The organism is Flagellimonas sp. (assembly GCF_965215805.1).
Lineage (GTDB): Bacteria > Bacteroidota > Bacteroidia > Flavobacteriales > Flavobacteriaceae > Flagellimonas.
The window spans coordinates 3193653-3206927 of record NZ_OZ244124.1; the positions used below are offsets into that span (position 1 = coordinate 3193653).

At 41.9% G+C, this 13275-nt stretch carries 15 protein-coding genes; 13 read left to right on the forward strand and 2 right to left on the reverse strand.

Going from position 1 to position 13275, the window contains the following annotated elements:
- The first annotated feature begins 91 nt into the window (after positions 1-91).
- The 13 genes from hisG (at position 92) to ACOOE0_RS14160 (ending at position 11313) form a co-directional block, all read left to right on the forward strand.
- Entirely contained in the window at positions 92-949 is an 858-nt protein-coding gene (gene hisG, locus ACOOE0_RS14100) for an ATP phosphoribosyltransferase (RefSeq protein WP_420399543.1), read from the forward strand.
- Positions 949-2238, forward strand: coding sequence for a histidinol dehydrogenase (hisD, locus tag ACOOE0_RS14105; protein WP_420399544.1), 1290 nt, complete (start codon positions 949-951; stop codon positions 2236-2238). Before hisG ends, hisD begins: the two co-directional genes overlap by 1 nt.
- Positions 2239-2292: 54 nt before the next feature.
- The gene (hisC, locus tag ACOOE0_RS14110) at positions 2293-3342 is read left to right on the forward strand and encodes a histidinol-phosphate transaminase (RefSeq protein ID WP_420399545.1); all 1050 of its coding nucleotides are present in this window, start codon (positions 2293-2295) and stop codon (positions 3340-3342) included.
- On the forward strand, positions 3342-4478 hold the full coding sequence (hisB, locus tag ACOOE0_RS14115; protein WP_420399546.1) for a bifunctional histidinol-phosphatase/imidazoleglycerol-phosphate dehydratase HisB: 1137 nt from the start codon (positions 3342-3344) through the stop codon (positions 4476-4478). Before hisC ends, hisB begins: the two co-directional genes overlap by 1 nt.
- A gap of 88 nt (positions 4479-4566) precedes the next feature.
- A complete protein-coding gene (hisH, locus tag ACOOE0_RS14120) occupies positions 4567-5151 on the forward strand; it encodes an imidazole glycerol phosphate synthase subunit HisH (protein WP_420399547.1) in 585 nt (194 codons plus the stop codon).
- 1 nt (position 5152) lies between these two features.
- Positions 5153-5569 carry a GNAT family N-acetyltransferase gene (locus ACOOE0_RS14125; RefSeq protein ID WP_420399548.1) on the forward strand — a complete coding sequence of 139 codons (417 nt, stop codon included), beginning with the start codon at positions 5153-5155 and terminating at the stop codon, positions 5567-5569.
- Between the two features lie 2 nt (positions 5570-5571).
- Positions 5572-6357: a HisA/HisF-related TIM barrel protein gene (locus ACOOE0_RS14130; RefSeq protein ID WP_420399549.1), complete on the forward strand. Its 786-nt coding sequence runs from the start codon at positions 5572-5574 to the stop codon at positions 6355-6357.
- Positions 6344-6865 (forward strand): DinB family protein, encoded by a 522-nt coding sequence (locus ACOOE0_RS14135; RefSeq protein ID WP_420399550.1) that lies wholly within the window; start codon positions 6344-6346, stop codon positions 6863-6865. The genes ACOOE0_RS14130 and ACOOE0_RS14135 overlap by 14 nt, the downstream gene beginning before the upstream one ends.
- A 77-nt stretch (positions 6866-6942) precedes the next feature.
- Complete coding sequence (locus ACOOE0_RS14140; protein WP_420399551.1) at positions 6943-7197, forward strand: GIY-YIG nuclease family protein; 255 nt, start codon at positions 6943-6945, stop codon at positions 7195-7197.
- Positions 7198-7235: 38 nt separating this feature from the next.
- Complete coding sequence (hisF, locus tag ACOOE0_RS14145) at positions 7236-7991, forward strand: imidazole glycerol phosphate synthase subunit HisF (protein ID WP_420399552.1); 756 nt, start codon at positions 7236-7238, stop codon at positions 7989-7991.
- 19 nt (positions 7992-8010) lie between these two features.
- Complete coding sequence (gene hisIE / locus ACOOE0_RS14150) at positions 8011-8610, forward strand: bifunctional phosphoribosyl-AMP cyclohydrolase/phosphoribosyl-ATP diphosphatase HisIE (RefSeq protein ID WP_420399553.1); 600 nt, start codon at positions 8011-8013, stop codon at positions 8608-8610.
- A gap of 69 nt (positions 8611-8679) precedes the next feature.
- A complete protein-coding gene (locus ACOOE0_RS14155; protein ID WP_420402231.1) occupies positions 8680-9831 on the forward strand; it encodes a vWA domain-containing protein in 1152 nt (383 codons plus the stop codon).
- A 9-nt stretch (positions 9832-9840) separates the two neighbouring features.
- Positions 9841-11313, forward strand: a complete 1473-nt coding sequence (locus ACOOE0_RS14160) for a magnesium chelatase (protein ID WP_420399554.1) — start codon at positions 9841-9843, stop codon at positions 11311-11313.
- A gap of 4 nt (positions 11314-11317) precedes the next feature.
- Here ACOOE0_RS14160 and ACOOE0_RS14165 read toward each other — a convergent pair whose 3' ends face one another.
- Both ACOOE0_RS14165 and ACOOE0_RS14170 read right to left on the reverse strand, forming a co-directional pair.
- Entirely contained in the window at positions 11318-11800 is a 483-nt protein-coding gene (locus ACOOE0_RS14165; protein ID WP_420399555.1) for a hypothetical protein, read from the reverse strand.
- A 134-nt stretch (positions 11801-11934) separates the two neighbouring features.
- Positions 11935-13152 (reverse strand): DUF418 domain-containing protein, encoded by a 1218-nt coding sequence (locus ACOOE0_RS14170; RefSeq protein WP_420399556.1) that lies wholly within the window; start codon positions 13150-13152, stop codon positions 11935-11937.
- Between the last annotated feature and the right edge of the window lie 123 nt (positions 13153-13275).

The following is a 13275-nucleotide window of genomic DNA, read 5'->3' on the forward strand; positions in this document are numbered from 1 at the left end:
TGTTGTTTTTAAAATATATTCTAACCCGTTTGAGAAATCAAACGGGTTTTGTTTTTAAGCCTGTTTGGTTCCAAACAAAACGAAAGCAAGAATGACAAAGATTCGAATTGCAGTACAAAAGAGTGGAAGGTTGAATGACGACTCCCTCAAGATTTTAAAAGATTGCGGTATTGCCATTGACAACGGCAAGGATCAGCTAAAAGCCACAGCCAGAAATTTCCCTTTGGAGGTGTTTTATCTCCGCAATGGGGATATACCCCAATACCTTAGGGATGGGGTTGTTGATATTGCAATCATCGGGGAAAATGTACTTATTGAAAAAGGAGAGGACATTATCGTGGTGGAAAAACTAAATTTTTCCAAATGCAGGGTGTCCTTGGCAGTTCCAAAACGGATGGAGTATAATACGATCAAGGATTTTGAAGGGAAACGAATTGCTACTTCCTATCCAAACACGGTTAAAAAATACCTGGAGTCCAAAGGAGTTTCCGCTGATTTGCACATCATCAATGGTTCTGTTGAAATTGCCCCCAATATTGGATTGGCTGATGGCATTTGTGATATTGTTTCCAGTGGTAGCACACTGTTCAAAAACAATCTTAAAGAGGTGGAAATTATTTTGAAGAGCGAAGCGGTTCTTGCGGTTTCACCTGAGATTTCAGAAGAGCGGAAAGAGATACTGGAAAGGCTACAGTTTCGGATTAAATCCGTGTTACAGGCCCGTCAGAACAAATATGTCCTGCTAAATGCCCCCAATGATAAGTTGGACGAGATTATTTCCATTTTACCAGGGATGCGAAGCCCCACCGTTTTGCCCTTGGCAGAAGAAGGCTGGAGTTCGGTACACACAGTAATCAACAGGGACACTTTTTGGGAAGTTATTGATGAGCTAAAACTGGCTGGAGCGGAAGGCATTTTGGTTTGCCCAATTGAAAAAATGGTCATCTAATGGAACGTATCGATTACCCGAACAAGGAAAGTTGGAAGGCCATATTGAAACGACCTACCCAGTCCGTGAGCGATATTGAGGCTGTGGTGGATACCGTTTTTGATGAAGTCAGAAATGGTGGGGATGAAGCTATTGCAGGGTACACCAAAAAGTTTGACCAAGTGGAATTGGAGTCCATTTTGGTATCCCAGGACGAAATCCAGAAAGCCATAAAAGAAGTTCCGAAACAGCTACAAGATGCCATTTCCTTGGCAAAGAACAATGTTGAAAGATTTCACGCCGCCCAAAAAACGGAAAGGGTTAGCTTGGAAACTATGCCAGGAGTGCAATGTTGGCAAGAAAAAAGGCCTATTCAAAAAGTTGGACTTTACATTCCTGGTGGAACTGCTCCGCTTTTTTCTACCATATTGATGTTGGCCGTTCCGGCGCAGCTGGCAGGATGCAAAGAAATTGTGCTTTGTACCCCGCCAGATAAGCAAGGAAAAGTAAATCCTGCTATCCTGTATTCAGCCCAATTGTGTGGGGTCACGAAGATTTTCAAGGCGGGAGGTATCCAGGCTATTGCCGGAATGACCTTTGGAACAACATCTATCCCCAAAGTCTACAAAATATTTGGCCCTGGAAACCAATATGTGACTGTGGCCAAACAATTGGCTACCAAATTTGGGGTGGCCATTGATATGCCTGCTGGTCCCAGTGAGCTTTTGGTGGTTGCTGATGATTCGGCAAATGCAGCTTTTGTAGCGTCTGATTTGTTGAGCCAGGCGGAGCATGGTGTGGATAGCCAAGTAATTTTGGTGTCCACTTCAGACAAACTCTTGACTGAGGTTGCTTCAGAAATCATGGACCAATTGGGAGCATTACCCAGAAAAGACATTGCCGAGAAATCAATCGCCAATAGTAAACTGATTTTATTGAACAGTGATGCACAGGCCTTGGAACTTATTGATGAATACGGCCCCGAACATTTTATTGTTTGTACAGAAAATGAGGAGTTTTATACTAAAAATGTTTCCAATGCCGGCTCCGTTTTTATCGGAAATTACACCCCGGAAAGTGCTGGCGATTATGCTTCAGGCACCAATCACACGCTACCTACCAATGGCTACGCCAAGCAGTATAGCGGAGTAAATTTGGACAGCTTTATGAAAAGTATGACGTTTCAAAAAATCTCGGCTGAGGGAATCCAACGGATTGGTGGCGCAATTGAATTAATGGCGGAAGCGGAAGGGCTTCAGGCACACAAAAATGCAGTAACATTTAGACTAAACAGTTTAAAGAAAATCTAATGTCAGGTCGAACGCCATGTCTGCCGACAGGCAGGCAGTCGAGACCTTAATAATATGCTTAAAACCTTCAACATAGAAAACTTGGTAAGGGAATCCGTAAAAGGTCTCAAACCGTATTCTTCCGCTCGAGATGAATATGTTTCTGACGGCAGTGCCATGGTGTTTCTGGATGCCAATGAAAACCCGTTCGAAAATGGGGTCAACAGATATCCAGATCCACAGCAAAGAAGTCTAAAAACCTTGTTGTCCAATCAAAAAGGAATTTCAGAACACGGTATCTTATTGGGGAATGGTAGTGACGAAGTCCTGGATTTGGTTTTTAGGGCCTTTTGTGAACCCAATCAAGATAACATCATCACTCTACCGCCTACCTATGGAATGTATAAGGTCTTGGCGGGTATCAACGCTGTGGAAAATAGGGAAGTACTTCTGACCTCTGATTTTCAACCAGCTGTTGACCAAATATTGGGAACGGTGGACGATAGCACCAAGTTGATATTTATTTGTTCTCCCAACAACCCAACTGGAAATGTATTTGATTCGGGAGCAATTCTAGAACTGCTTGACAGTTTTAAGGGAATTGTGGTTATCGATGAAGCCTATATCGATTTTTCAAAAATTAAAAGTTGGTTGGGGCAACTTCAGAAGTATCCCAATTTAATTGTGACGCAGACCTTGTCCAAGGCATATGGTATGGCGGGTATTAGACTTGGGGTCTGCTACGCTTCGGAAGAAATTATTGCCATTCTGAACAAAATCAAACCTCCCTACAATGTCAATCAATTGACCCAGGAAAAGGCCTTTGCCAGGGTTTCGGACACCTCCGTTGTTGCGAATGAGGTAGATCAAATTCTTACAGAACGGGATGCACTGGAAAAGGCATTGGGGGAATTGGACTTTGTACAAAAGATATACCCATCGGATGCCAACTTTTTATTGATAAAAGTGGATGATGCCAACAAAAGATATGATGAACTTATTCAAAATAGGGTAGTGGTTCGCAATAGGAGCAATCAACCCTTGTGCAATAATACACTTCGGTTGACCGTAGGTACTCCGGAGGAAAATATAAAGTTGATAGCCACCTTAAAACAGTTACAATAATGGGAAAGAAAGTGCTATTTATAGATCGGGACGGAACCATCATCAAAGAGACTGTGGATGAACAGATTGATGCCTTTGAGAAAATGATATTCTACCCCAAGGCGTTTACTTTTTTGGGTAAAATTGCCAAGGAACTGGACTATGAATTGGTGATGATAACCAATCAGGATGGGTTGGGGACAGAAGTGTTTCCAGAGGAAACCTTTTGGCCAGTGCATAATTTTATCCTGAAGTCTTTCGAAAATGAAGGCGTGGTCTTTGACGAAATTTTTATCGATCGCACTTTTCCCCAGGATAATGCCGATACCAGAAAGCCAGGAACGGCGATGTTGACCCAGTATTTTACCAAAGATTATGACTTGGAAAACTCCTTTGTCATTGGAGATCGTTTGACCGATGTGGAGCTGGCCAAAAATCTGGGTGCCAGAGGAATTTTCATCAATGACAACACCCAGTTGGGCACTTCGGAAATTACGGTAAAACAAGAAGAGCTTGAGGATTTTATTGCTTTGGAAACCAATGATTGGGAGAAGATTTATGAGTTCTTGAAACTGAGCAATCGAACAGCTGAAATATCCCGTAAGACCAATGAAACGGACATTTGGATAAAACTAAATTTGGACGGAACTGGGAAAAGTAACATCAGCACCGGCCTTTCCTTTTTTGACCATATGTTGGATCAATTGGCACGTCATGGTCAAATGGACTTGGATATCAAAGTTGATGGTGATCTGCATGTGGATGAGCACCACACCATCGAAGATACTGGAATTGCACTGGGGGAAGTATTTTACGATGCCTTGGGTAACAAACTGGGTATAGAACGCTACGGTTTTTGCTTACCCATGGATGATTGCCTGGCCCAAGTAGCCATTGATTTTGGAGGACGAAATTGGTTGGTATGGGACGCGGAGTTTAAACGCGAAATGGTAGGAGATATGCCCACAGAAATGTTTCATCACTTTTTTAAATCGTTTACGGACGGTGCCAAGGCCAATCTAAATATTATGGCGGAAGGAACCAACGAACACCATAAGATTGAGGCTATTTATAAAGCGTTTGCCAAGGCTATAAAAATGGCAGTGAAAAGAGATGTCGAAAAAATGGTGCTCCCTTCAACCAAGGGAATGCTTTAGAACTGATTCTGGTTGGGTTTGAGGGGATAGTCCATTCGACCCATTCGCAAGATTAGTGTCAAACCATTAAGAAGTTGAGAGAAAAAAAATGAAATTGGTCATACTTGATTACGGAGCAGGAAATATCCAAAGCATAAAATTTGCCATCAGACGCCTTGGCTATGAAGCCATTTTAACGGACAAGGTAGATGAAATCCTAGCTGCGGACAAGGTCATTTTCCCTGGGGTGGGAGAAGCCAGTTCGGCTATGGAAAAATTGCGTTCCAGTGAATTGGACAAAATCATTCCAAAGCTGAAACAACCCGTTCTTGGAATTTGTCTGGGCATGCAATTGATGTGTAATTCTTCAGAGGAAGGCAACACCGACGGATTGGGCATTTTTGATCTGGAAGTGGTTCGATTCCCAAACTCGGTTAAGGTTCCACAAATAGGATGGAATCAGATTGAAGGTTTAAGGTCTGACTTGTTTAAGGGAATCCCTGATAAGTCACATATTTATTTAGTGCATAGTTTTTATGCCCCTCTGGGAACTGACACCATTGCGACCAGCGAATATGCTTTGAACTACAGTGCCGCCCTGCAAAAGGATAATTTTTATGGAGTGCAATTTCACCCAGAAAAGAGTAGTAATGTTGGAAGTTTGATCTTGGAAAATTTTTTAGAAACCATCTGATATGACCTATTATATATCATCGGATAAGCAACAATTGGACATTGATAAAGTGCACCAGGCCATTAAGGCGTCCTATTGGGGAAGTTATCGGTCCATGGAAATGACCAAGACTACCATAGAACAATCCATGTGCTTTGGAGTGTATTCCGAAAAGGAGGGACAGCTTGGTTTTGCAAGGGTGTTGACCGACCATGTGGTTTTTGCTTATATCATGGATGTGATCATATTTGAGCCATATCAAGGTAAGGGATTGGGTAAAAAATTGATTCAGCATATTCTGGATCAGCCCGAAATTAACAAGGTTCATACCGTAGCATTAAAGACAAAGGATGCCCACAAGCTCTATGATGCCTTTGGATTTCAGAAAGTAGGGAATTCGGATATGTGGATGGCTATGGACAAGGCAAAATACAATTGAAAATGAGACTTATTCCCGCTATAGATATCATTGACGGAAAGTGTGTGAGACTCTCCAAAGGCAATTATGATACCAAAAAGGTGTATAACGAACATCCTTTGGAAGTTGCCAAGGCTTTTGAAGATCACGGAATCCAATATTTGCATTTGGTGGACTTGGATGGCGCCAAATCCAAGCACATTGTCAATCATAAAGTTTTGGAAAGCATTGCTTCAAAAACCAGCTTAAAGATTGATTTTGGAGGAGGGTTAAAGTCTGACGAGGATTTACATATTGCCTTTGAATCTGGAGCAAATCAGGTTACAGGAGGAAGTATTGCGGTTAAAGACAAGGAAGTCTTTACAGCTTGGTTGCAGCAGTACGGGTCGGACAAAATTATTTTGGGTGCCGATGCCAAGGATGAGAAGGTGGCCGTATCCGGTTGGCAGGAAGAATCTGACCAATCCTTGATACCGTTTATCCAATCTTATCAGAAAAAGGGAATTGCATACGTCATCTGTACCGATATTAGCAAGGATGGCATGTTGGAAGGCCCCGCTTTTGATTTGTACGGTGAGATTTTGGATAAAACCAAAAAGGTGGAGACCAAAATCAGTGGTAGTGGGGTAGAGGATATTGAGATTCCAGGAATTCATCTGATTGCGAGCGGGGGTATTTCGGCTTATGAAGAGCTTCCAAAATTAGCGGCTATTGGCTGTGAGGGAACCATTATCGGCAAGGCGATATATGAAAACAAAATCAGTTTAAAACAACTGGAAAAATACATTTTGGAACATGGAGTCAACTAATCAATTGCAAAATGAAGTGATTCAAAATGCGATGTACCGGATGGATGAAAGCTTGCGCATGATCAAAATATGTTTGGACAAGCTTTCAGAAGAGATGATTTGGAAAAAGCCCAATTCATCAACCAATAGCATTGGTAATTTGATTCTGCATTTATGCGGAAACATCACGCAATACGGTATTGCGTCGTTGAGAGGTTTGGACGACAATAGAGATCGGGATGCGGAATTCTCTGCTTTTGAGGGATACAGCAAAACCGAACTGTACAAAAAGCTTTTGGATACAGTTGAACAGGCCAAAAAGGCTTTTATGGAAGCACCCTTGGGAGAGTTGATACGAAAGCGATCCGTTCAGGGATTTGAATTCTCAGGAGTTGGAAATATCATTCATGTGGTGGAGCACTTTTCGTACCATACTGGACAGATTGCGTTATGGACCAAGATCCTGAACAATACAGATTTAGGATTCTATGATGGGGTGGATTTGAATGTGAAGAATGAGGACAGCTAATTGGATAAAATAAAAATGTACGTCACCCTGAACTTGTTTCAGGGTCGCATAAAATGAAGAACGGCTATGTGTATATCATGACAAATAAGTACAGAACCACATTTTATATCGGTGTCACCTCTAATTTGTCCAAAAGAGTTGTGGAACATCAGATGGGTATTGGTTCAAAATTCACCAAAAAATATAATCTGGTTGAACTTATTTATTATGAAACTTACTCAGATATTGAACAAGCGATAGCACGTGAGAAGCAATTGAAAAATTGGCATTACGAATGGAAGATTAACCTGATAAAAAAAACAAATCCGAAGCTAAAGACTTTGGATTACTAAAGTGAGACCCTGAAACAAGTTCAAGGTGACGAAAAAATATGCTTACAAAACGAATCATTCCCTGCCTGGATATAAAAGACGGACGCACCGTGAAAGGTGTAAATTTTGTAGACCTTAGAGACGCTGGAGATCCTGTTGAATTGGCCGCCATTTATGCCCAAGAAGGCGCTGACGAGCTGGTTTTTCTGGATATTTCCGCAACGGAGGAGAAAAGAAAGACGCTAGCCGAATTGGTGTATCATGTGGGTGAAAAAGTTAATATACCGTTCACTGTAGGAGGTGGAATTTCCTCTGTGGAGGATGTGGACATACTGCTCAAAAATGGAGCGGACAAGGTTTCCATAAATTCTTCCGCGGTCAAAAGGCCAGAGTTGATCAATGAATTGGTAAGTAAATTTGGATCCCAATGTATTGTGGTGGCCATAGATGCTAAACGAATTGATGATCAGTGGAAGGTACACTTGGTGGGAGGTAAGGTAGCCACGGAAATAGATCTGTTCCAATGGGCAAAAGAAGTGGAGCAGCGCGGCGCAGGGGAAATCCTGTTCACCTCCATGGATCATGATGGCACCAAGAATGGATTTGCCAATGAGGCCTTGGCACAACTGTCAACATTGGTTAACATCCCAGTTATAGCCTCGGGAGGTGCAGGTAGTATTTCCCATTTTACGGACACATTTACAGTGGGAAAAGCGGATGCGGCTTTGGCAGCCAGCATCTTTCACTTTAAGGAAATTAGTATTAAAGAATTAAAATCAGAGCTTAGGGAAGAAGGTATTCCCGTTCGATTATAACCGTATCAATCGCTTAGAAATGGAAGTAGATTTCAATAAAAACCCAGATGGATTAATACCAGCCATCATCCAGGATGCCCAGACCAAAAACGTGCTGATGTTGGGGTATATGAACCAAGAGGCTCTAGAGAAGACCCAAAAGACCAGTAAAGTCACATTTTTTAGTCGAACCAAACAGCGGCTTTGGACCAAAGGAGAGGAAAGCGGGAATTACTTGGAACTGGTTAAGATGAATCTGGATTGTGATCGTGATACCCTATTGGTGCAGGTCAACCCTGTTGGCCCCACCTGTCACAAGGGAACAGGCACATGTTGGGGCGAGGAAAATGAGCAGAACTACGGTTTTCTTTCACAGTTGGAGGAGATTATTGCTTCCCGAATGGATGACAAGGAAAATCCGGATAGCTACGTGTCCTCCTTGTTCCGAAAAGGAATCAATAAAATAGCACAAAAGGTTGGGGAGGAAGCAGTGGAAACCGTTATTGAGGCAAAGGATAATGATGACGATTTATTCTTGAACGAAAGCGCCGACCTCTTGTTTCATTATTTGATACTCCTTCAAGCCAAAGGTTATCATCTAAGTGATATTGCGCGCACCCTTCAGAAACGCCATAAATAGAGATAAACAAATGCGTTAAGGTTTCTCTAAAGCCATAGGGATTACATGGAAATACCTTATTTTTATGTAATGGCTATGAATACTAGAAAGGGATTTCGGTTTACTACCTACGAAGCGCCCCATCAAACTCCATTTGAAAAACTTTTTGAGATTTTTCAAGAACTCATCACGCATACTTCGGGTGATGTGGAGGAGGCGTTGGATTGGCTGAGGGAATTGGACAAGGAATATGAGCTTACCGACGACGATTATACCATAGATGACTTTATTGAAGACTTGAAAGCCAAGGGCTTTATCCGTGAGGAATTCGAAGACAATGGCGAGCAAGGTGATGGGGAAGAAGGAGAGGGTGGAGGAAGCCTCTCCATTACCGCCAAATTGGAGCGTATGCTTCGGCAGAGGGCCTTGGATCAAATTTTCGGAAAGCTGAAACGCAGCGGAAGCGGGAATCATAAAACTGGGAAATCCGGTAGGGGAGATGAGCATACTGGGGAATTCAGGGAGTATCGTTTTGGAGATGCCTTGGAACATATTTCCATGACGGAGAGTCTAAAAAATGCCCAAATCAACCACGGATTGGACAACTTTTTGTTGAACGAGGAAGATTTGGTGGTGGAGGATACCCAGTATAAAGCCCAAATGAGTACGGTGTTGATGATAGACATCAGCCACAGTATGATATTGTACGGCGAGGACCGTATTACCCCGGCCAAAAAGGTGGCCATGGCATTAGCAGAGTTGATTACCACCAGATACCCCAAGGATACCTTGGACATCCTTGTTTTTGGAAATGATGCCTGGCCCATTGCCATAAAAGAACTCCCGTACCTGAAGGTTGGTCCTTACCACACAAACACCGTAGCGGGTTTACAGTTGGCCATGGACATGCTCCGCAGAAAACGGAATACCAATAAGCAAATCTTTATGATTACGGATGGGAAACCATCTTGTTTAAGACTGCCCAATGGGGATTATTACAAAAACAGTGTGGGACTTGATGATTATATTGTTGAGAAATGCTACAATATGGCCCAACAAGCACGTAAGCTCCATATACCCATTACAACTTTCATGATTGCCGAAGACCCCTATTTGATGCAATTTGTTAGGGAGTTTACTAAGGCAAACAAGGGCAAAGCCTTCTATACAGGCTTAAAAGGGTTGGGTGAAATGATATTTGAGGATTACGAACAAAATAGAAGAAAAAGAATAAAAGGATAGCAAGATACCATGTCAAAATTAAAACATGAGAACATCAAGACCCTTGGCGAACTAAAGACCGCAGGGTACTCTTATAAGGGCATTAAAGATGAATTACGGGATAATCTCCTGGAAAAGATAAGTAATGGCGAAGAAACTTTCCATGGGGTTTGGGGTTATGAAAATTCAGTGATTCCAGAGCTTGAACGTGCCATTTTATCCCGACATAATATCAATTTATTAGGACTTAGGGGACAAGCCAAAACCCGCTTGGCGCGTTTGATGGTTCAATTGTTGGACGAGTGGATCCCAGTAGTGGAAGGTTCCGAAATCAATGACGATCCATTTGAGCCCATCTCACGATACGCTTTGGAGTTGATCAAGGAAAAAGGGGATAAAACCCCAATTGCCTGGATTCATCGGGATGAGCGATTTTATGAAAAACTGGCCACCCCAGATGTTACTGTAGCCGATTTAATTGGGGATATTGACCCTATTAAGGCTGCCAATCTCAAATTGTCCTATGCAGATGATCGGGTTATCCATTTTGGGATGATACCCCGTGCCAATCGAAGTATTTTTGTCATAAACGAATTGCCCGATCTGCAAGCCAGGATTCAGGTAGCGTTGTTCAACATTTTGCAGGAAGGCGATATTCAAATTCGAGGATTTAAACTTCGTTTATCATTGGATCTTCAATTTGTTTTTACGGCTAATCCAGAGGACTATACCAATAGAGGTAGCATAGTCACCCCTCTGAAGGACAGAATTGGGTCGCAAATCCTAACACACTATCCAGAAAACTTGGAAATAGCCAAGAAAATTACGCTTCAGGAAGCCCAATTGGATCAGCGGCAAAAGGAGATTATCCATGTGCCTGAATTGGCTTTGGATGTGCTGGAACAAATCAGTTTTGAAGCTCGAAAAAGTGAATATGTGGATGCCAAAAGTGGGGTAAGCGCACGAATGAGCATCACGGCATTTGAGAATTTGTTGAGTGCCGCTGAACGCAGAATTGCCCGATCTAAAGAAGAAAAGACAACGGTGAGGCTCATGGATTTTATGGGGATAATCCCGTCCATAACCGGAAAGATAGAACTGGTTTACGAAGGCGAGCAGGAGGGAGCTGGTTCTGTGGCGGAGTCACTAATTGAAGATGCCATCAAATCCCTATTCCCCGCGTATTTCCCCAAAATTGCCAAGTTGGAGCGCAAGGATGCGGAGTCGGTCTATGATGAACTGATTCATTGGTTCTTCGAAGGGGAAGGTTTTGATTTGCTGGATGAGGACAACGACCAGGAATATCGGAATAAATTGGACTCGATTTCTCCTCTTAATGAACTTCTGGAAGAATATCATCCCTCTTTGGCCAAGGAAGATTCCTATTTTTTGAAGGAATTGTTACTATGGGGATTGGTAGCTCACAAAAAGCTGAGCAAACACCGCTTTACCCAAGGTTATCAATTTAAGGACTTGTACGGAAGTTATATCCGCGGATTGTAACGGATTACATCCAGATGTTCAAATTGTCGTTATAATTTTCGAAATTATAACTGCCAACATGCCTTTTTCGTTGCCAGAAAGAAAACAACGTTAGCAAAGGTAATATGCAATACAAAACCAAGGTGGTGATGCCTATTGGCTTAAAGGTGGATGGCACTACATAACTCTGCAATTCTGAATAGGAAGTTAGAATATCTGCAGTATCATAAATCTTGAATGCATATACAATCATGATGGCATAAAGTATATATTCCAGATTTCTCATTTTTGGATCGGGCAATTCATCTTCGGTAATCTTAAACCAAAGTACATAGAGGTATAAAAAATGTACTATGGAAAGTAATGGAAATATGTAATTGTCCAGCTTAAAAAAGTAGAACTTATTGGTATACAGTCCATAAAAATTGGACACTGCCAGAATTACCAAGACAATGAAAATCAGAATGTTGGTTCTACGCCACGTAAGGATGTTATCTAGTAGATTCATAATGTTTTGAGATTTGGGATCCTCAATTCTTCTCTCAAAGAACGGGATAACGAATCGTTTTATTTCCAACAAATCGATGAACCGCCTGCAATGTTGGGTAAGTCGGTAAATATGTTGTGAATAGACCTTACAGGCTACCTTTTTATCGGGAAAAACTTAAAGAAGGTGGCACTTCTCCAAAGCCACTCCAAGGGCCCGTATTTGAACTTGGACAGCCACCATTTGCTCAAAACCATTTGAAGAGCGATGACCAAGAGTGCAATTCCGAAGGTATAGAGATTCCTCAGCTCTCCAATATAGCCTAACCCCCAACCGAACAGTAGAAATGTCCCAATAACACTTTGCCCACAGTAATTGGTCAAGGCCATTTTTCCGTAAGGAATAAATTTTTCCAAGAACTTTTGGGGTTTCGTCAATTTATAAAGAATAACAAAAACACTGATGAGTATAAAAGTAACTGCAACATTGTTCAGGTCCATTGCAGTTAAGCCCAACATGGCTGTCCAATTGTCAAAGGTTACATTTCCTCCCATACTGCCAAAAGTCACTGCCATGAGTCCCCCGGACACCAAAAAAAGAACCAATGACCAAATCCAGGTTCGCTTAACCAATTTTTTCTGTTCTCTGTATTTTTTGAAGAAACCTGTCCTACCGATATAGAGTCCCAAAAGAAAATAACCAAAGGTTGCGTATCCACGACCAAATATGCCAAATTGGAAGTCCATTTTGTTTAGATGGCTATTGAATGCGTTTGCTGAAAAAACATCGCTTAAACTTCCTTCCTTCAAAATAGTATAGTACTCAAGTACCGAAGCACTTTCCGGTGACATTTCCATGGTTCCAAACATATTTTGTCCTTGGGTATAGAAAAACACAATATACCTGCCCAATCCAAGAAAGAGAAGGGCCACGAAGCCCAGAATCCAATTATTCTTGATTTTATAAAAAGGAATCAGAAAAATTCCAAGTAAGGCATAGATGGTAAGGATATCCCCCGCATAAAACAAGCTATGGACATAGCCAATGCCTAATAAAAGTAGCAGGCGCCAGAGAAATCGCCCAGCAAAGTTCTCACCTTTTTGATGTGCTTTATCCATTTGGATAAAAAAGCTAAGGCCGAAGAGAAAGGAGAACAGGGCAAAGAATTTTCCGCGTAGCAATAGCCCAATAAATCCGTCAACTACATAGTCCATTGGGCCTTGATGTACCGCCTCATTAAAACTGGTGGGGGAAGGCGCGCCTATATAGTTTTCTACCATATGGACGATTACAATGCCTGCAAGGGCAAATCCCCTAAGGGCATCCACAATATGAATGCGTTCTTGGGAAAGGGTATTGGAGTTAGTTTTCATGATGTTTGGATGATTGATGATGTTGATTGGACTGCAAATTTCCCGAAATGTTACACTTGAAGTTAAATATTTGATTTATAAATTGCTAGGGTAGTACCAAAGCTTTTTTTTGTATTTTGGATC